This window comes from Streptomyces sp. NPDC045967, from assembly GCF_056430495.1.
On record NZ_JBWKLE010000004.1, the window covers coordinates 482208 to 500024 of the forward strand.

18 protein-coding genes and 2 tRNA genes are annotated in these 17817 nt (G+C 70.2%); 6 read left to right on the forward strand and 14 right to left on the reverse strand.

What is annotated here, in order from left to right:
* The first annotated feature begins 6 nt into the window (after window positions 1-6).
* Entirely contained in the window at window positions 7-1656 is a 1650-nt protein-coding gene (locus tag AC07FY_RS12235) for a long-chain fatty acid--CoA ligase (RefSeq protein ID WP_479004315.1), read from the forward strand.
* A gap of 18 nt (window positions 1657-1674) precedes the next feature.
* Here AC07FY_RS12235 and AC07FY_RS12240 read toward each other — a convergent pair whose 3' ends face one another.
* The 3 genes from AC07FY_RS12240 to AC07FY_RS12250 all read right to left on the reverse strand — a co-directional run bounded on the left by AC07FY_RS12240 (window position 1675) and on the right by AC07FY_RS12250 (window position 6207).
* The gene (locus AC07FY_RS12240) at window positions 1675-2250 is read right to left on the reverse strand and encodes an antibiotic biosynthesis monooxygenase (RefSeq protein WP_479004318.1); all 576 of its coding nucleotides are present in this window, start codon (window positions 2248-2250) and stop codon (window positions 1675-1677) included.
* Window positions 2251-2263: 13 nt separating this feature from the next.
* The gene (locus tag AC07FY_RS12245) at window positions 2264-5653 is read right to left on the reverse strand and encodes a PAS domain-containing protein (protein WP_479004321.1); all 3390 of its coding nucleotides are present in this window, start codon (window positions 5651-5653) and stop codon (window positions 2264-2266) included.
* A 119-nt stretch (window positions 5654-5772) separates the two neighbouring features.
* Window positions 5773-6207 (reverse strand): SSI family serine proteinase inhibitor, encoded by a 435-nt coding sequence (locus tag AC07FY_RS12250; RefSeq protein WP_479004324.1) that lies wholly within the window; start codon window positions 6205-6207, stop codon window positions 5773-5775.
* Window positions 6208-6390: 183 nt separating this feature from the next.
* Between AC07FY_RS12250 and AC07FY_RS12255 the strand changes: the two genes are divergently transcribed.
* Window positions 6391-6481: transfer RNA gene (locus tag AC07FY_RS12255), tRNA-Ser, on the forward strand.
* A 272-nt stretch (window positions 6482-6753) separates the two neighbouring features.
* Window positions 6754-6826: transfer RNA gene (locus AC07FY_RS12260), tRNA-Arg, on the forward strand.
* A gap of 79 nt (window positions 6827-6905) precedes the next feature.
* On the opposite strand, the gene AC07FY_RS12265 is transcribed toward AC07FY_RS12260, so the two are convergent.
* From AC07FY_RS12265 to AC07FY_RS12310, 10 genes are all read right to left on the reverse strand, one after another.
* Complete coding sequence (locus tag AC07FY_RS12265; RefSeq protein ID WP_479004327.1) at window positions 6906-8135, reverse strand: site-specific integrase; 1230 nt, start codon at window positions 8133-8135, stop codon at window positions 6906-6908.
* On the reverse strand, window positions 8132-8338 hold the full coding sequence (locus AC07FY_RS12270; RefSeq protein WP_479004330.1) for an excisionase family DNA-binding protein: 207 nt from the start codon (window positions 8336-8338) through the stop codon (window positions 8132-8134). The genes AC07FY_RS12265 and AC07FY_RS12270 overlap by 4 nt, the downstream gene beginning before the upstream one ends.
* Window positions 8326-9738: a replication initiator protein RepSA gene (gene repSA / locus AC07FY_RS12275; RefSeq protein WP_479004333.1), complete on the reverse strand. Its 1413-nt coding sequence runs from the start codon at window positions 9736-9738 to the stop codon at window positions 8326-8328. The genes AC07FY_RS12270 and repSA overlap by 13 nt, the downstream gene beginning before the upstream one ends.
* Before the next feature lie 5 nt (window positions 9739-9743).
* Window positions 9744-9926: a hypothetical protein gene (locus tag AC07FY_RS12280; protein WP_479004335.1), complete on the reverse strand. Its 183-nt coding sequence runs from the start codon at window positions 9924-9926 to the stop codon at window positions 9744-9746.
* 91 nt (window positions 9927-10017) lie between these two features.
* Entirely contained in the window at window positions 10018-10563 is a 546-nt protein-coding gene (locus tag AC07FY_RS12285; protein WP_479004560.1) for a GGDEF domain-containing protein, read from the reverse strand.
* A gap of 5 nt (window positions 10564-10568) precedes the next feature.
* A complete protein-coding gene (locus AC07FY_RS12290; protein ID WP_479004337.1) occupies window positions 10569-10871 on the reverse strand; it encodes a SpdD protein in 303 nt (100 codons plus the stop codon).
* A 13-nt stretch (window positions 10872-10884) separates the two neighbouring features.
* Window positions 10885-11070 (reverse strand): mobile element transfer protein, encoded by a 186-nt coding sequence (locus tag AC07FY_RS12295; RefSeq protein ID WP_479004340.1) that lies wholly within the window; start codon window positions 11068-11070, stop codon window positions 10885-10887.
* A 20-nt stretch (window positions 11071-11090) separates the two neighbouring features.
* The gene (locus tag AC07FY_RS12300; RefSeq protein ID WP_479004343.1) at window positions 11091-11756 is read right to left on the reverse strand and encodes a DUF2637 domain-containing protein; all 666 of its coding nucleotides are present in this window, start codon (window positions 11754-11756) and stop codon (window positions 11091-11093) included.
* 77 nt (window positions 11757-11833) lie between these two features.
* Window positions 11834-13183 (reverse strand): FtsK/SpoIIIE domain-containing protein, encoded by a 1350-nt coding sequence (locus tag AC07FY_RS12305; RefSeq protein WP_479004346.1) that lies wholly within the window; start codon window positions 13181-13183, stop codon window positions 11834-11836.
* A 2-nt stretch (window positions 13184-13185) separates the two neighbouring features.
* On the reverse strand, window positions 13186-13515 hold the full coding sequence (locus AC07FY_RS12310; RefSeq protein ID WP_479004348.1) for an SCO3933 family regulatory protein: 330 nt from the start codon (window positions 13513-13515) through the stop codon (window positions 13186-13188).
* Between the two features lie 152 nt (window positions 13516-13667).
* On the opposite strand from AC07FY_RS12310, the gene AC07FY_RS12315 reads away from it, so the two are divergent.
* The 3 genes from AC07FY_RS12315 (at window position 13668) to AC07FY_RS12325 (ending at window position 16580) form a co-directional block, all read left to right on the forward strand.
* On the forward strand, window positions 13668-14534 hold the full coding sequence (locus AC07FY_RS12315; RefSeq protein WP_479004351.1) for a GntR family transcriptional regulator: 867 nt from the start codon (window positions 13668-13670) through the stop codon (window positions 14532-14534).
* A complete protein-coding gene (locus AC07FY_RS12320) occupies window positions 14521-15213 on the forward strand; it encodes an HAD family hydrolase (protein ID WP_479004354.1) in 693 nt (230 codons plus the stop codon). The genes AC07FY_RS12315 and AC07FY_RS12320 overlap by 14 nt, the downstream gene beginning before the upstream one ends.
* A 587-nt stretch (window positions 15214-15800) precedes the next feature.
* The gene (locus AC07FY_RS12325) at window positions 15801-16580 is read left to right on the forward strand and encodes a DUF6414 family protein (RefSeq protein WP_479004562.1); all 780 of its coding nucleotides are present in this window, start codon (window positions 15801-15803) and stop codon (window positions 16578-16580) included.
* A gap of 303 nt (window positions 16581-16883) precedes the next feature.
* Here the strand turns inward: AC07FY_RS12325 and AC07FY_RS12330 are convergent, their stop codons facing one another.
* Window positions 16884-17795 (reverse strand): SMP-30/gluconolactonase/LRE family protein, encoded by a 912-nt coding sequence (locus AC07FY_RS12330; RefSeq protein WP_479004357.1) that lies wholly within the window; start codon window positions 17793-17795, stop codon window positions 16884-16886.
* Window positions 17796-17817 lie beyond the last annotated feature (22 nt).

The window sequence follows — 17817 nt, forward strand, 5'->3', positions numbered from 1 at the left end:
GACGCTTTGCTCAGCACCATGCAGGACGTACCACTCCTCGTCACCCGCATACTCCAGCACGGGATGACGATCCACGGGAAGTCCCAGGTCACGACCTGGACCGGGGAGGCCGAGCCGCACCGCCGCAGCTTCGCCGAGATCGGTGCCCGCGCCACTCGCCTGGCGAACGCCCTGCGCGACGAACTCGGAGTCCGCCAGGACGACCGGGTCGCGACCCTCATGTGGAACAACGCCGAGCACGTCGAGGCGTACTTCGCGATCCCGTCCATGGGCGCGGTCCTGCACACCCTGAACCTGCGGCTCCCCGCCGAGCAGCTGATCTTCATCGTGAACCACGCCGTCGACCGGGTCGTGCTGGTCAACGGCACCCTGCTGCCCCTGCTGGTGCCGCTGCTGCCGCACCTGCCGACCATCGAGCACGTCGTGGTGGCGGGCGTCGGCGACCGTTCGGCGCTCGCGGGCCTGGACGTGCGCGTGCATGAGTACGAGGAGCTGCTCGAGGGCCGTCCGGACAGCTACGACTGGCCCGAACTGGACGAGCGCCAGGCGGCGGCCATGTGCTACACCTCCGGCACCACCGGGGACCCCAAGGGCGTCGTCTACTCGCACCGGTCGATCTACCTGCACTCCATGCAGGTCAACATGGCCGAGTCGATGGGGCTGAAGGACACGGACACCACCCTCGTCGTGGTCCCGCAGTTCCACGTGAATGCGTGGGGGCTGCCCCACGCGACCTTCATGACCGGCATCAACATGCTGATGCCGGACCGCTTCCTCCAGCCCGCCCCGCTCGCCGAGATGATCGAACGGGAGAAGCCCTCGCACGCCGCGGCCGTCCCGACGATCTGGCAGGGACTCCTGGCGGAGGTCACCGCCCACCCCCGCGACCTGAGCTCGATGACGCAGGTCACCATCGGCGGCGCGGCCTGCCCGCCCTCCCTCATGGAGGCCTACGACAAGCTGGGCGTCCGCCTCTGCCACGCCTGGGGCATGACCGAGACCTCCCCGCTGGGCACGATGGCCCACCCGCCGGCCGGATTGAGCGCCGAGGAGGAGTGGCCCTACCGGATCACCCAGGGCCGTTTCCCGGCGGGTGTCGAGGCCCGACTGGTCGGACCGGGCGGTGACATCCTGCCCTGGGACGGCGAGTCGGCGGGCGAGCTGGAGGTGCGCGGTGCCTGGATCGCGGGCGCCTACTACGGCGGGGCGGGCGGCGAACCCATCCGCCCCGAGGACAAGTTCAGCGCGGACGGCTGGCTCAAGACCGGCGACGTCGGTGTCATCAGCACCGACGGCTTCCTCACCCTGACCGACCGCGCCAAGGACGTCATCAAGTCCGGTGGCGAGTGGATCTCCAGCGTCGACCTGGAGAACGCGCTCATGGCCCACCCCGAGGTCGCGGAGGCCGCGGTCGTCGCCGTCCCCGACGACAAGTGGGGCGAGCGCCCGCTGGCCACCGTCGTCCTCAAGGAGGGCGCGAGCGTCGACTACGAGGGCCTGCGCGCGTTCCTCGGCCGGTCCATCGCCAAATGGCAGCTGCCCGAGCGCTGGACGGTCATCGAGGCGGTTCCCAAGACCAGCGTCGGCAAGTTCGACAAGAAGGTGATCCGCAAGCAGTACGCGGACGGCCGGCTCGACGTCACGAAGCTGGACTGACCGCTCCCGCCCCGCCCGTCAGCCCTTCGTGAGCCATGGCCGCAGCAGCTTGCTGACGGCGGGCATGGCCACGTAGGTCATCAGGGTGCTGAAGACCACGGCGAACGCCGCGGTCCGCACCACGAAGTGCAGATCCACCAGGTACGGCCCGAGTACCGCGTTGCCCGCCAGTGAGATCGGGAAGATGGCCAGCCCCGAGCTGATCGCCATCTTCCACCGCGGCGGCGCGGGCCGGGTCGTGCCCGGCTTGGCGAACCACGTCTCCATGCCGTGCAGTTCGCGGCGGGCTATCTCCGTGTGGTGGTGGCCCAGGCAGTTGGAGAACCACTCCGCCCGCTCCGGGGAGTCCTGCCAGCGCTGGAAGGCCGCCTGGTCGCGGAAGCGGTGGACCAGGAACCACGGCCCGCCGTCCCGCGCCGGCCGGAAGAGCCCGTACCCGAGGTGGTCCGGGAAGCGGGCCGCCGTTTCCAGGATCCCGTGGGCCCAGGCCTCGAAGGTCTCCTCGTGCCCGGGCTCCACCTGCCGCGCGATCAGCAGGTTCACCTCCCCGTTGTCGGCGGGGACGGTGTGCTCGCTCGTGTGGGTCGTGGCCATCGGGCCAGGATGACTAGTTGGTGCCGATCTTGGCCAGCAGGTCCACGATGCGGCCCTGCACGTCCGCCGTCGTGGCCCGTTCGGCGAGGAAGAGCACGCTCTCGCCGGACGCCAGCCGCGGCAGTTCGGACGACGTGATGCCGGTCGTCGTGTAGACGACCAAGGGGGTGTGGTTCAGCTGCCCGTTGGCACGCAGCCAGTCCACGATCCCGGCCCGCCGGCGGCGTACCTGCATCAGGTCCATGACGACCAGGTTCGGCCGTATCCGCGTCGCCAGCTCCACGGCGTCCGTGTCGGCGCCCGCCCGGGCCACCTGCATGCCGCGCCGCTCCAGCGCGGCGGTGAGGGCGGTCGCGATCTCGTCGTGCTCCTCGATTAGCAGGACCCGCGAGGGATGCTGCTCGCTGTCGCGCGGAGCGAGCGCCTTCAGCAGGACGGCCGGATCTGCGCCGTACGCCGCTTCGCGGGTGGCGTGCCCCAGACCGGCCGTGACCAGCACCGGCACCTCGGCGGCCACCGCGGCCTGGCGCAGGGACTGCAGGGCGGTCCGGGTGATCGGCCCCGTCAGCGGATCCACGAACAGCGCGGCGGGGAACGCGGCGATCTGCGCGTCCACCTCCTCGCGGGAGTGCACGATCACCGGTCGGTAGCCGCGGTCGCTGAGCGCCTGCTGCGTCTGCGCGTCGGGCGCGGGCCACACCAGCAGCCGGCGCGGGTTGTCCAGCGGCTCCGGCGGCAACTCGTCGTCCACGGGCCGCGGCACGGGGCGGTTGACCACCTCGACGGCGCCACCCGGCCCGTCCAGCGGTTCGGGGCCCTCGTCGGCGCCCGCCTCGGGAGCTCCTATCGCGAAGGCCCGGCCCTGCGGAGCGGGCTCGGAGAGCCGGCGACGGCGGCCGGAGCCCGAACCGGTGGGATCCACCGAGATGCCCTGCCCGAGGGTGCCGAGGGCGCGCACACTGATCGGCTGCGCCGCCTGGCCCTCCGCCGCGCCGTCCTGCGGCTGCCGGGCCCCGGGCACCGCGACCTGGCCGGACGGCGTCTCGCCGTCCTCGGGAGCGGTACGGGCCGCCGGAACCGGCCAGGCCGGCGCGTTCGACAGCGCCCGCCGCCGCCCCGTGGGAGGTACGGGATCCCCCTCGGCCGAGGCCGGCGGCAGCGCCGCGGCTTCGTCCTCGGCCGCGGGCGCGCCTCCCAGGACCCGCCGGCCGCGGCGGCCACCGGGGGTATCGGCATCGGCCTCGGCGGCGGGAGCGTGGGCCGATCCGGCCATCACGGGATCCTGCGCGGCCGCGGCCGCGGCCGCGGCCGCGGGGGCCGGGGCCGCAGCCGGGGTGCCCGGAGCAGCCGGAGGCGTCGCCGGAGCCGCCGGAGTCGGACCGGCGGGCAGCGCGAAGCCGCCCTCGGGGGCGATGGGCCGTACGGCACCCGGGGCGGAGGCGGGCGCCCGCCCGACCCCGTTCGCCGGCACGGGACCGGCGGTCTGCGCCGGACCCGCGGCGCCCAGCGCCCGACGGCGCCCTGCGGGGTGCTCCACCGGCGGCACGGAGGGAACGGGGGGCACAGGGGAAACGGCGGGTACGGGCGGCAGCGCGGGCATGGCGGTGCCCTGCGGGGGCACGGGCTGCCCGGGAGCGCCCTCGCCGGCGTCACCGGCGCGGCCACGGCGCCGGCCGGTGCCCAGCCCCGCCGGGTTCACCGGGGACTGCGCGAGCTCCGGCCCGGTTCCGGTGCCCGCGGCGGCCTCGCCGGCCCGGCGCCGCCCGGACGGCAGCGCCAGTGCGGCGCCGCCCTCGGCGGCCTTCTCGCTTGCGGGTGCGCCGGAAGAGACGGCCTCGTCCTCCAGGAACGCGTCAACCCCGCGCCGGGCCCGCCGGCCTCCCGAGACCCGGCCCGCGGGGGCCGCGTCGGCCGGGGGCTCGTCCGCCGGCTCGGGCACGGTGACCGTCCCCGCGCCCGCGCCCAGCGGGAGCTCGAGCACATACGCACCGCCGGGCGCGCCCGGCACCTCCACCGTCTGCAGCACGCCCCCGTGCGCGGCCACGATCCCCCGCACGACCGGCTCGTGGACCGGGCTCCCGCCCTCGTACGGCCCGCGCACCTCGATGCGTACGACATCACCGCGCTGGGCGGCGGCCACCACGATGGTCGAGTCGGCGTACCCGCTGCCCTGCCGGGTCTTGCCGGTGGCGTCCACTCCGGCGACGTCCGCGACCAGGTGGGCCAGCGCGGTCGCGATCCGCTCCGCGTCGACCTCGGCCTCGATCGTCGGCGCGTGGACGGCGAACTGCGCCCGGCCCGGCCCGATCAGCTCGACGGCGCCGTCGACGCCCGCCGTGACCACGCCGTTGATCAGGACCTTCTTCTTCTTGAGCCGGTCACTGCCGGAGTCCAGCCGCTGGAACCCCAGCACGTTGTCCACCAGCGTGGTCATCCGGGAGTACCCGGCGGCCAGGTGGTGCAGCAGCTGGTTGGCCTCGGGCCACAGCTGCCCGGCGTCGTCGGCGGCCAGCGTGGCCAGCTCTCCGCGCAGCTCGTCCAGCGGCCCGCGCAGGGATTCGCCGAGCACGGCCAGCAACTGCGCGTGGCGGGCGGCGAGGGCGTCATAGGGCCGCCGGTCGGTGAAGGTCATGACGGCACCGACGAGCTGCTCCCCGTCCCGCACGGGCGAGGTGGTGAGGTCGACGGCCACCGGCTGCCCGGCCTTGTTCCACAGCACCTGGCCGCGCACGCGGTGCTTGCGCCCGCTGCGCAGGGTGTCGGCGAGCGGGGACTCCTCGAAGGGGAACGGCGAGCCGTCGGCGCGCGAGTGCAGGACCAGTCCGTGCAGTTCGCGGTTGCCGAGGTCGGTGGCGCGGTAGCCGAGGATCTGCGCGGCGGCCGGATTGACCAGCACCACCCGTCCCTCGGTGTCCGTGCCGACGACGCCCTCGGCGGCGGCCCGCAGGATCATCTCGGTCTGCCGCTGGGAGCGGGCCAGCTCGGCCTCGGTGTCCACGGTCTGCGAGAGGTCCCGTACGACGAGCATCAGCAGCTCGTCACCGGTGTAGCCGGGCTGCGGTTCGCGGTAGGCGTCGCGCCCGTCGAGGTGGGCGCTGGTGACCTCGACGGGGAACTCCGTGCCGTCGGTGCGGCGCGCGATCATCCGCTTCGGCTTGGCGCGGCCGCCTTCTTCCTCGCCGGGCCGGCGCATGGAGCCTGGGATCAGCTTGGAGTCGAACTCGGGCAGGAGGTCGAGCACCCCCCGGCCGACGAGCCCGGTGCCGGGGCTCTCCATGACCTCGAGGGCGATCGAATTCGCGTTGACGACCGTGCCGTTGGCGTTGACGAGCAACAGCGCGTCCGGAAGCGCGTCGAGTATTGCTGCGAGGCGAGCAGCGCCTCGGGATGGCCTGCTGCTCACGACGAGCTTCCTCCCTGACCACGACTACTGGCATGTCACGGGAGGAGTCTAAGGCCACAGTCCCGCGGTGAGGTGGCCGATGTGTGGCGGACACCACCCGTCACGGGCATCCTCCCAGGTCAGGAACGCCCGGGCGGAAGCAGAGGTTCCAACTCCTTCCAACGGCTGATCTCGCAGCCGTTCGTCCGGCGGAAGTGCGCGTCCACGGTGCGCCCCCGCCAGCTCCCGGTGATGTCGGCGGTGGCCGGGCCCCCGTATTGCATGCGGCAGACCTGCCGCTCGGAGACGGGCGCGAACGGGTCCTTCCCCTCCCTGGCGAGCCGGTCGAGCTTCGCGCAGGCCTGCTCGGCCGAGGGGTGGTCGCCGCCGACGGGGCCGCATTCGAGTCGGTACTGGCGGTCCAGCCGCGGGTTGCCGGTGTTGGCCATGGTGATCGTCAGCCGGTCGGGCGCCGCCGAAAGCAGCCCCCCGAGGGGCTCGGGCAACGGGGGCAGCGGCCCGACGGCCGCAGCGGCCAGGGCGGAGGTGACGGCGAAGGCGGCGAGACGCAGCATGGGCACTCCAGGTCGTCCGTACGTCGTACGCCTGACCAACGACGCGGGTGCGCCGACGTTGCGTGCCGAGGGGTTTAAGGCTTTGCCCTCCGCCCGCCCCGCCTAGTACCGTGGGAGCGGATTGGTGAGGGGCCCTGCGCCTGTGTCATCATCTGCACGCACCTTCGTACGCGAGGGTGTGCTGGAGGCGTCGCCTAGTCCGGTCTATGGCGCCGCACTGCTAATGCGGTTTGGGGCTTACACCCCATCGAGGGTTCAAATCCCTCCGCCTCCGCGCTTCACGAAGCCCCGGTCCACGCGGACCGGGGCTTCGGTGCGTTGCGGCACCCGCTCGCTCCGACGTCTGTGCGACCTCTGCCCGCGCCGAACGCCACCGAGGTGCCCGCACACCGCTCCCGCGGCGGCCCCCCGCACCCATCCGGATGATCTTCTTCCAGGTCGTTTCCGCAGGTCATCGCTGGTCTGCCTAATGGATTTCGCGTCCCGGCGAGGTCCATGTATTGTTGTTCTCGCAAGGCCAACGGGGCGCAAAACCCCGGCGGACAAGCACTCGTAGCTTAACGGATAGAGCATCTGACTACGGATCAGAAGGTTGCAGGTTCGAATCCTGCCGAGTGCACAGCAGGCCAGAAGCCCCGGACGAAAGTCCGGGGCTTCTGCCGTTTCAGGCCGTACAGCAGCGAAGTACAGCAACCGCCTCAGCCGCTGCTGCCACCCATCGCTTCGGACAGCTTGCCGATCGCGTCCCGCACCTGCTCCTCGCTCGCCTCGGCATAGACCTCCATCGTCATGGCGATCTGCGAATGCCGGAGGATCCGCTGAGCCACCTTCGGGTGCACCTTGAGCGCGACCAGCAGCGAGCTGCACGTGTGCCGGGTGTTCCGGAGCGGGATCGCCCGGAGGCCGGCGCGTCGAGCCCGCAGCGCGAACATCCGGGTGAGGTTCCCCGGCTCGATCGGAGTTCCGTACTTCGTCGTGAAGACGAGCCCGCGGTTGTCCTGCCAGAGCTCCCCGGCGGCCTTCCGGTCCCCGATCTGCTGGGTGCGACGCATCCGCAGCGCCTTGAGGCAGAGAGACGGCAGCGGAAGGAAGTCGTCGGAGTCCTCCGTCTTGGTCTCCCGGTGCAGGAGCTGCCGACCGGCCCGCTGGATCTGATGATCGACGTAGAGCTCCCCGGCGTCGAAGTCGATCGACTTCCAGGTCAGGCCCAGCACCTCACCACGCCGGAGCCCGAGGCAGAGGACGAGCATCCACGCGGCGAAGAGATGATCCTCCCGTGCTACCCCGTCCGCCAGGAACCGGCCCGCCTCGACCACCGACCACGGCTTGACCCGCGTGCGGCGGGGTCGCGGCACCTTCACCAGGGAAGCGACGTTCTTGCTGATCTCCTCTTCCACAACGGCGTGCGTAAGGGCGGCTCGCAGAGCATCGCGAGAACCCTGGATCACGCGTCGGGAGGGGTGCGCCTCGCAGCACTCCCCGATCGCACAGCACCGACGATTCTCAGGGGCGCGCTTCTCGTCCTTGCCCTGGGCGCAGCACTGGCAGGTGGCCGCCAGCTTGGTCAGCCACTCGCGGACATCGCGGACGGTCAGCTTGTCCAGTCGCTTGGTGCCGAGGTGCGGGGCGATGTAGAGGCGGACGTACCCCTCGTACGAGACGTAGGAGAGAGGAGCCAGGTTGGGCTTCACGATCGAGTCCAGCCAGTAAGAGAGGAAAGCGGCGAGCGTCCGGTGCCGGGTGGCGACCGGCCCCTTCTTCGCCTCCGCGTGCAGGTTGAGCCACTTCTCGTGGACCTCCTCGCGGGTCTTGCCGTAGGCGTACTTCCGGGCACGCTTGCCGTCCGGCTTTGTCACCCAGACGTAGGCGGCGTAGCCGTTCTTGTACGGGTAGATCGAGCCTTCGCCGTTGCCACGCTTGCCGCTCATGCCGCCCACCCTTCGGCGTCGGCGGTGATGCGTTCGACGTACTCGTCCACCCAGGCCGGAAGGATGCGGCGGTTGCGGCCCACCTTCACCGAACGGATCTCCCCTGCGAGCACGAGCATCTTGGTCTTGGACAGGCCGAAGCCGAGCATGTCGGCGACCTCGGCCGTGGTGTGCCACTTCCGCTGGATGACTACGGCAGCCACGCGGTTTCTCCTTCCAGTTCAGACAGTTCGGCCCGCATCTCACGGGCGTGTTCGCGGTTGTGCTTGAGCTCCCGGCGGACGTTGGCGGCGAGCCAGGACTCACCGGGGGTGGAGCCGTGGCCGGCGTAGGCCCAGTGCGCGACGACGAGGAGCGTGGCTTCCGGATGGTCGTCGGGGTCGGGCAGGCCGAGTGAGGCGCGTTGCTGTGCGGCGCGGTAGTCGGCGCGGACCTGGCGTAAGGCGCCGAGGGTGGTCGAGTAGCGGCGGGACTTGGTGGTGAAGTGGCCGCGGAAGCCGAGCATGTGAGCCCAGGCCCGAAGGCGCCGGTCGGGATAGGCCCGGTCGAGGTCCATGCAGGCTTCCATCAGCCGCCGGGGATGGTCGGGCACGCCCAGGAGGACGAGCGCTTCCTTGTTGCCCACGGGCTGGTCTACAGCGCCGGTCGTCTCGGCGGCCTTGGTCGCGTACTTGGCGACATAGGAGGCGACCGCCTGCTCCGTCAGATCTTCCCCGTTGCCGAAGGCGCCGATGGGCTGCACGTCGATCTGCTCGCCCCACTCGAGCACCCAGTCATTGGCGAAGCCGTGCTCCGGGCTGGCAGGCACGACGATGCGGACGCGGGCTGCGGCGGCCCGGATGGCGTCGGTAAGCAGGTCGAGGGTGGCCCACACCGGGGGCGGGCTGTCCGGCCCGTCCACTCCGTCGAAGCGGATCACCGCGTGGAAGTGCACGGCTCCGCGCTTCTGGTACTCGGCGACCTTGCCGAAGGAGACGCGGGATTGTTCGCGGGCGGCTTTCTGCGTGAGGCCGGCGCGGGCGGCGATCTCTCGGCGGAGGTAGATCGTGAAGTAGCGCCACAGCTCGGAGGCGTGGTTGTTCCAGAGAACCGCACCCGCGTAGTCGTACGTTCCTGGATCGAGCGGGGTGCCGAGTTCGGGCGCGTCCTCGGGGTGCCGGACGCCGCAGCGGCAGGGCCGGGTCCCAGGCCGGTTGTGGACCGGGCCGAAGGACGGAGCGGTCAGGGTGGCAAAGACCCGGGGGTGATCGCGGATCGTCTCGGGGGTGCCCTTGTCGGGGGCGCCGACGAGCCCGGCGCGGATCAGGTGGTAGGTGTCCCCGGCGTAGGTCCAGGCGCAGGCGGGGCAACGGGAGGCGCGGCGGTTGCCGCAGGCGACCCGCAGGACCCCGCCGGGTTCGGTGTCGGTGTTGTAGGCGTGGAGCACGGTCTGGGTGGCGGGGTCGAGGAGCTTGGTGCCGCCGTTGAGCCGGATGGGCGCGGTGCATCCTCCGGTGCGACGGATCTGTTCGTGGAGGCGGTCGAAGCCGGGGGCCCCGGCCACCCGGAGCAGATCGCTCAGGGTGGCCGGGTCCAGGCCCGCCAGGGTGGCGGCGTCGGTCACGGGTGTCACTTCCCGGCGCGGACGAGTGTGGCGGAGATGGTGTGGCCGAGGCCCCGGCAGGTGGGGCAGTTGACCTGCACGGTGGTCCGGATGCCGTCGGAGGTCCGGAGGCCGGTGGTGATGGTGGCGGTGGCGAAGCCGTCGCAGTCGCGGCACACGCGCCGGGTCGAGGTGGTTTCGGGCATCATGAGCTTTCCCTTTCGGGTCCTGTGGATCTGGATGGGGTTCAGGCGCCCGGGGCGGCGGAAGTTTGGCGACCGAGGCCGCTCCGGGGGCCGCTCAGCGTGTGTTGCGCCTGCCGTGGCCCTTGGCCGCGTACATCGAGGAGTCGGCGGCGGACAGCGCGTCGGTGAGGGCGGGCACCGGAAGGTCTTCGCGGTGGCAGTGGCCGACCGAGGCCGAGACCGGCAGGGTGCAGGCGTGGTGCGTGATGGGCTGGTCCAAGGCGGTCCGGAGGGCGTGGAGGCCCGGGGTGCGGCCGGGGTCGGTGACGATGGCGGCGAACTCGTCTCCGCCGAGGCGGGCGGCGATGCCGTGGCGTCCGCACCAGGTGGTCAGGCGGCGGGCGGTCGCGGTGAGCACCGCATCGCCAGCGGCGTGGCCGTGGGTGTCGTTGATGGCCTTGAAGTCGTCCAGGTCGACCAGGAGCACGAGGGCGCCGGGGTGCTTGGCCATCAGGTGTTCGGCGCGGGTGGTCCAGCCGGAGCGGGTGTGCAGTCCGGTCAGGGGGTCGCGGCGGGCGGTGGCCAGTCGGCGCAGGAGCATCCCGCCGTGGAGGGCCCAGCCCAGGACCGGTAAGCCTGCTGCGATCACGTGGGTGTCCATGGTGGTCATCGCCCCTTCTGGAGGTCCTTGATGAGCAGGCGCAGGACCACTGCGACCAGGGCGACGGAGACGCCGGTGATGGCGACCGCCAACAGCATCGAGACGAGGACAGCGCCGACGACCAGGACCACGGCGCCTCCACCGGCGGCGAGGGCGACCGCGCTGCCCGGGGTGAGCTGGACCGTGGAGCGGCTCGCGGCGAAAGGGGCGGGGGCCGGAGCGGTCGGCGCGACGGCGGTCGAGTGATCCGCGATCGTGTGGCGTGCCGGGGTTGCGGTGTCCGGAGTCGGGTACTTGGGGGTGAACACGGGTGGGCTCCTCTCAGGCTTTGCAGCGGTGGGTGCGGGCGGCGAGTTCGGCGCCGGCGCGGCTGAGGTAGTCGGCGGAGAAGTCGCAGCCGGGGGCAGTGCAGACGGCGGTGTGCTTGGTGCGGCCCCGGCTGTCGCGGTGAGTGCCGACGCGCACCGGGCCGATCCGGATGACGTTGTGGAAGCGGTTCGGACGCATGCGGGCGACCTCCTTTCGTGTCAGGTGAGTTGGAGTGCGATCGAGTCCGCCAGAGCGGCGGGTACGCCAAGGCGGCTCCGGAGAGTTGCCGCGTCGATCGGGCTGCCTGTCTGGGCCTGGTGGGCGTCCGCGATCTTTCGCGCGTGGTCGAGCAGTGCGGGCGGAACGGGTACGGCGGGCGCCGTGGGAGGGGGCTGCGGCGGTGCATCATCCGGGGTGGGCTCGGCCGGAGGCAGCTCAGGAGTCTGTTCCGGTGCTCGCTCCACCGTCAGGTCCTGCATGGGTTCGATGTGGGGCTGTTCCTTCGGCTCAGGCTCCGGCGGCGGTGTGGGTGCATGGGCGAGGAGCGTGCCGCCGAGGAAGGCGAGGGCGGGCCATCCGGCGACGAGGATGCGCAGCCAGGCCGGTACGTCTTGCAAGTCGAGCAGTCCGGCGGTGGCAACGTTGGCGCCGAGCGACGCGACGAGGGCGATGGCGAACCAGAGCCAGGCGTCGCGGTTATCCGCGTCTGTGCGCATCCGTCGCCATGCGGCGACCAACAGCAGGTCGACGCTCACCGGGTAGGCCCACGCCTTCCAGCCGTCCTGTCCGGCGGCCGCAGCCAGGTCGTGCAGGTGGGCGAAGGACAGGGCACCGGCGATGACGGCCTGGACGAGCACGGCGTCGAGGCGGAGGGTGCGGAACACGGGGTCACCTCCTTTCGGGCATGGGTCGGGTAGGGACCTGGCGCGAGATGGTCACGCCGACCGAGGGGAGAGAGCTGCTAGTCCGTCGCCGGGATGGGCTTCACGAGTGGGACGGACCCCGGAGCCGCAGCTTCGATGGGGACCACCGGCCGGTACGGGGCGAGCCGCGGAACGTCCGGCGTGAGGTGCGCGTACTGGGCGCAGGTTGCAGCGGCTTCGGCCGCACTCAATTCGGGGGTACGGATCCGGGACCAGCCGCCGGAGGAGTCGCCGGCCACCGCGACGCCGGGCCGGTCGGGCGGGATCGTCGTCACGGCCACCACCGCATCCGGGGCGATGTCGCCGACGCCCATGTCGGCGGTCTGCTTGTCGTTGACACGGTGGACGACGCGTCCGGTGAGCTGGGCACGGAGGGCGGTGGCTCCCTTACCGAGGTCGGACCCGAATCGCTGGCCGCAGATCTCCAGGTAGATACCGGCGGCACGGGCCATCTGCCCGAGCCGGATCATCTGCATGACCATCCGGTCCCGGCGTTCCTCGTCCTTCTTCCCGGCCACGAGGAACAGTTCCGCGACCTCATCCACCAGCAGAACGATCGGTACCGGCCGGACCGCTTCGGGCAGAGCCCATAGGTCAGCGGCCCCATGGTCACTCAGCAGGTCGAAGCGGCTTTCCATCTCATCCACGAGCGCATCCAGGAGCCCTGATGCCTCCCCCGGCGTCACAGCGAGCGCCGAGAGACGCGGTGCGTATCCCCGCTGCTCAACGCCCCGCTTGCAGTCGATCCCGACCAGGGCGACCCGCAGACGAGCGAGGCCCGCGACCAGATTGCGCAGGTACATGGACTTGCCCGACTGATTGGCGCCGAGCGTCAGCGCGTGAGGAACCTTTACGTAGTCCCGGACGAACGCGGTGCCGTCGTCCCGGAGCGCGACCGGAACCACCAGCAGCCCAGAAGGGCGTCGGCGCGGCATCTTCACCCGGCGCAGTACGTCATAGCCGGTCATCCGCAGCTCGACGAAGCCCGGTCGGGTCTCGATCACGTTGACGGAGTGGACGCCCCAGGCGTGCCGAAGCCGTTCGGAGGCCGCCACCACGTCGGCGGGCTCCAGTCCGGCCGGGAGGCGGAGGGTGACCCGCATGCCGGTCGAGGAACCCCGAACGCGACGGATCTTCGGCGGTACGGGCTGTACGTCACTGCGGCGGGCGACGTTGCGGACCAGGAACGCCCGCAGGCGGGACGGCTGGACCGTCAGCCCGCACACGTCCATCGTGGAGCGGTACGTCATCGCGAACCGCACGCGAGCCACCGGCAGTCCGACCAGGGACCAGTACACGCGCGGCGCGCGAACCTTGGCGTAGCCGAGCCCACCGCCCGTACCGGCCAGCGGGAGGCCGACCTCCCATAAGGTCGTCAGGTCGGCCATGGTCAGGCCCCGACCGTGAGGGCGACGGCGCGGAACGAGATGCCGTGCCGGGTCTGGCCGTTGAACGTGTTCTCCCAGTCACGGGCCTTCAGGCCGATCACCGAGACCGGCATGCCCGGCATCAGGCCCTCCGGCAGCCCGGTCTCCGGAACGGTCACCTGGTAGAGGTTGCCCTCTCCCTCATCCGAGATCAGCAGGCCCACCGTGGACAGCGGGGCATTGGTCTCCCGGTCCATGGCACGCTCACCGGTCTGCTTGCTCACGAGCTTCGGGGTCGGGGCCGTGGCCACGAACACCACGGCGGTCGACGTGTCCACCTTGAACGACGGCATGGTTTCTCCTTCAGAGATGCCAGCAGGAAGCTAGATGACCAACTTGGCTAGCCCGGTTGGTCACATCTCGAAGGTAGGAGAGATGGCTAGCCATGTCAACAACATGACTGCCCTGACTGTCCTGCCTGGGGGGTGTCGCCTACCATCGACCCATGACCTTCGTCCCCGAGCCGCTAGACCCAGACGACGACCGAGCCCCGTACGAGCAGGTGGCCAGCAGCCTCAGCGCTGCCATCCGAACGAGGCGGCTGAGCCCTGGTGAAAAGCTCCCGTCCCACAAGGAACTGACGGAGCTGTACGGCTTCGCGCGGGCGACGATCCAGCGCGCGCTGCGAGACCTCGAAGACGAAGGACTTGTGGTCTCCCGCAAGGGCAGCGGTGTCTACGTCCGCAACCGGACGGAGCGGCCGGCGGGACTGCGGCCTTACGTCGAACAAGCCTTCGCCAAGGATCGCGTGACCATCGACTTCGCCGGGTTCTCCAGCGAGACCCTGCACGGGGCGCTTCAGGAACCGCTCGACAAGATCCGGGTCGGCCGACTCACGCCCTCGAGCATCACCATGCGGATACTCGTCCCGGACATGTCCGTGCCGCAGGCCGCGCCCGTGCGCATGGAGGACGGGGCCGACGACAAGCGGCTCCGCGACCGCATGCACGACATCATGGTCAGCTACACCCGCAGCATCCGGGACGCCATCACCGAGCTGGAGCACCTGGGACTCGTCGCGGAGACCCGGATCAGCGTCCGCGTCCACAGCGGCACGCAGTTCTTCAAGCTCTACGTGATCAACGACGAAGACGCGTTCTTCGGCTACTACCCGATCCGCCCCAACAAGGTCGTTGCCCAGGGCGAGACCATCGAGATCTACGACTTGGTGGGCAAGGACGCGACGCTCTTCCACCACTCGATCAACGACGGCGAGTCCTCGGGCGGAGCCCAGCAGGTCCAGCAGGCCCGCATGTGGTTCGACAGCGTCTGGGAGACCATCGGAAGGGACTTCGACCTTGACGCGCGATGAGCGGCTCACGGCGGTCTTGGCGGACGCACGGGTGATCTTCTTCGACTTCGACGGCCCCGTTTGCGACGTGTTCGCAGGGCTGCCCGCTCCCGAAGTCGCCAAGCAGCTAACTGCGCTGCTCTCCACCCAGAACGAAGCCGCGGGTGCCGAGGCCGCCGAGACCGACGACCCGATCGAGGTCCTGCGCATTGCTCATGAAGCCGACGGCACCATCGGCCAGGAGGTAGAGAGCGCGCTTACGACGGCAGAGGTCGAAGCCGTCGCGGTGGCCGGCCCGCCGATCCCTGGTGCGGTGGAGGCCCTTCAGGCCGCGCGGGCAGCTGGGCGAGCCGTGGTGGTGGTGAGTAACAACTCCGCCGAGTGCGTCCAGCGCTTCTTGGAGGTGCACGGTTTGGGGGAGTACGTCGCGGGGATCGTCGGTCGCCCCTCAGGTCAGCCCCACTTGATGAAGCCGAACCCGTTCCCGCTGATCACTGCGGCCGAGCAAGCGCACATGGACGTCACGAACTGCACGCTGATCGGTGACTCGCTCACGGACATCCAGGCCGCTCATGCAGCGGGAACGACGGTCATCGGCTACGCCAACAAGCCCCACAAGGCCGCACTTTTCGCTGAAGCGGAAGCCGACGCGATCACCGATGACATGCAGGCCATCGCCGACGCACTCACCACGGCGTAGCCGAGGAGTAGCACGGACCTGTTACAGGTTTCTCTACCTCATCAAGCACCCGGCTGCGCTCCGCTCCGCCGGGCGGGCTTCCCGGCTCCGCTCCGCGCGACGCTCCTGCCTTCGGCCCGCTCCGCGCGCGCTGCGCCGACGCCCGCCCCTGCAAGACGGGTAGGCCCAAGGGCATGAGTCGAGCCCCAATGGCCGCGGTTCCATCACTCACCGACATGCCTCCGGCGGGGGCCTCAGGCTCCGGGATGGCGGGGGCGACGTACGCGGGTGCCGGCCGGTGGGGGTTGAGGCGGGGGAACTCCCATCCCGTCTGCCATCGGCCCAGGACAAGCCGAGCAGACACGGCACCGGGCGTCCAGGTCGTTCGTACAGTGGCGCGCTCCACCTGGACGCCCGGCACCGCGTCCGCTCCACATGCGTGTGGGCCGACGGCAGACGGGATGGGAGTTGGGGTGCAGTGCCGGTTGAGGGGTGACGGGTTGGCGCGCAGATGGCAGCATCCGAAAACGCGCCGCTCCGGTCCTGCAACCGCAGGCTGCCTCCGCGAGTCTCCCTCGACAACGAGCCATCTCCTGCAAGGAGTGCAGATGCTTCTAAGGCGTTTTCTCTACCTCGACGAACAGTTGGTGCGAGAGTCGCTAGCTCAAGCAGACTCCGGGATCTTCGAAGAACAGACGATCACCCGGAGCAGTAATAGCGACAGGAAACTGGGCGGTGAAGCAAAGGTCGGCCCTGTGGGTGGAAAAGTCGAGAGAGGAAAGGTTTCAAGCGAAGAGATTGCTCACGTATTGAAGCAGACTCCGGAAAGTCAATTCAATCGCCTGTATGCCTGGCTAGAGGAATCGAGTCAGACTGTAGACATCTTCGCTAACGACGCTGAAGTTTGGCGGGGGCTGCGGTCCGGCGAGGTGGTAGTTGCCCAGTGTGATCTCGAAGTACCTACCACATCACGGTTCATGACGTCCCCCGACGAGATGGAAGCCGTCAGTCAGATGATGAGCTTGTTCGGGCAGACGATGGATCAGGGGCAGCGGTCAGCCATAGAAGGATTTGCCGCCCTGTCCCGTTCGTCCGAACAGCGCGTGGTAATCGTTGGCGATGTAGAAGAAGAAGCCCCGAAGGTTGTCTCGGCGCTCAAGAAATCTGCTTTGCGTGTTGGGTACGACGAGCTTGAAACCGAGGCGACGGTAGTCGGGATCCTCCACAAGAAAATTCCGGCAGGAGAGCGGCATCTTCTATTCAATCTTCCCGGAATGAACCTCCTGCCCAGAGCGGAACGCCGGAGGATGGCGCAGGCAGCGGACGCGGATCCGACTATGTTCATCGAAGGGCCCTTGGGCATCGTTACCCCCCTGGCCATCTTCTAGGTTCGGCGGTACAGCAGCCCAGTACCGCAACCGCAGCAACTGACCCCGCCCGGTAGGGTCCTTCAGGGGTCTTGAAGCAGCCGGTATGACCGTCGCTGACCGCTCTGGCTAGAGCTACGGATCAGAAGGTTGCAGGTTCGAATCCTGCCGAGTGCACAGCAGCTCAGAAGCCCCGGACGAAAGTCCGGGGCTTCTGGCGTTTTGCGGTCGGGGCGGACCGGGTCTCCCTCTTCGGGGGGTGCACGTAGCGGAGCATCACGCACTTCTCCGTGGAGACCGACGGGCACTTCGGTCTCGACGCCCTCAGAGGACTCGGGGCAGGCCGGTCACGGACATCACCAGGGAGTAGAGGGAGGTGGTGGCGGTGATGAAGAGGCGGTTGTTCTTGGGGCCGCCGAAGGCGATGTTCGAGACCGGTTCGGGGACGCGGACGCGGCCGATCAGGGTGCCGTCCGCGGCGTAGCAGTGGACACCGGACTCCATCGCGGCGGCCCACAGGCGGCCCCCGTCGTCGAAGCGGATGTTGTCGACGGGGCGGCAGGTCGTGAAGACGCGGTCGCCGGTGAGGGTGCCGTCGTCGGTCACCTTGAAGGCGCGGATGTGGCCGGCGCGGGTGTCCGCGGCGTAGAGCTCGCTCTCGTCGGGGGAGAAGACCAGCCCGTTGGGGCCGAGGAAGCCGTCGGCGACCATGCGGATCTCGCCGGTGGCGGGGTCGGCCCGGTAGAGGTTGCAGGCGCCGATCTCGGCGGGCGCGCGGTGGCCCTCGTAGTCGCTGGTGATGCCGAAGTCGGGGTCGGAGAACCAGACCGAGCCGTCCGAGCGGACCACCGCGTCGTTCGGGCTGTTGAGCCGCTTGCCTTCGAAGCGGTCGGCGATGACCGCGAGGCGGCCGTCGGGCTCGGTGCGGGTCACGCGCCGGTTGCCCTGCTCACAGGTGATCAGGCGGCCCTCGCGGTCCAGGGTGTTGCCGTTGGGGTGGCCGGCCGGGGAGCGGAAGACAGAGACGGCGCCGGTCGCCTCGTCCCAGCGGAGCATGCGGTCGTTCGGGATGTCGCTCCAGACGAGTTGGCGCCAGGCGGGCAGGTACAGCGGGCCCTCCGCCCAGCGGCAGTCGTCGTAGAGCCGGTCCAGGCGCGCGTCGCCGTTGGCGCAACGGCCGGTTGTGAAGCGCTCGTCCAGGATCTCGTACAGGTTGGGGTCCGCTATGCCTGACATGATTCCCCCTGCGAGGTAGTCG

Coding starts and splice junctions, on each gene's coding strand:
- AC07FY_RS12240 (WP_479004318.1), bottom strand. CDS start 2,250: ATGGCCACGACCCACACGAGCGAGCACACCGTCCCCGCCGACAACGGG.
- AC07FY_RS12250 (WP_479004324.1), bottom strand. CDS start 6,207: ATGCTGCGTCTCGCCGCCTTCGCCGTCACCTCCGCCCTGGCCGCTGCG.
- AC07FY_RS12265 (WP_479004327.1), bottom strand. CDS start 8,135: ATGAGCGGCAAGCGTGGCAACGGCGAAGGCTCGATCTACCCGTACAAG.
- AC07FY_RS12280 (WP_479004335.1), bottom strand. CDS start 9,926: ATGATGCCCGAAACCACCTCGACCCGGCGCGTGTGCCGCGACTGCGAC.
- AC07FY_RS12285 (WP_479004560.1), bottom strand. CDS start 10,563: ATGGACACCCACGTGATCGCAGCAGGCTTACCGGTCCTGGGCTGGGCC.
- AC07FY_RS12295 (WP_479004340.1), bottom strand. CDS start 11,070: ATGCGTCCGAACCGCTTCCACAACGTCATCCGGATCGGCCCGGTGCGC.
- AC07FY_RS12305 (WP_479004346.1), bottom strand. CDS start 13,183: ATGGCCGACCTGACGACCTTATGGGAGGTCGGCCTCCCGCTGGCCGGT.
- AC07FY_RS12310 (WP_479004348.1), bottom strand. CDS start 13,515: ATGCCGTCGTTCAAGGTGGACACGTCGACCGCCGTGGTGTTCGTGGCC.
- AC07FY_RS12315 (WP_479004351.1), top strand. CDS start 13,668: ATGACCTTCGTCCCCGAGCCGCTAGACCCAGACGACGACCGAGCCCCG.
- AC07FY_RS12325 (WP_479004562.1), top strand. CDS start 15,801: ATGCTTCTAAGGCGTTTTCTCTACCTCGACGAACAGTTGGTGCGAGAG.
- AC07FY_RS12330 (WP_479004357.1), bottom strand. CDS start 17,795: ATGTCAGGCATAGCGGACCCCAACCTGTACGAGATCCTGGACGAGCGC.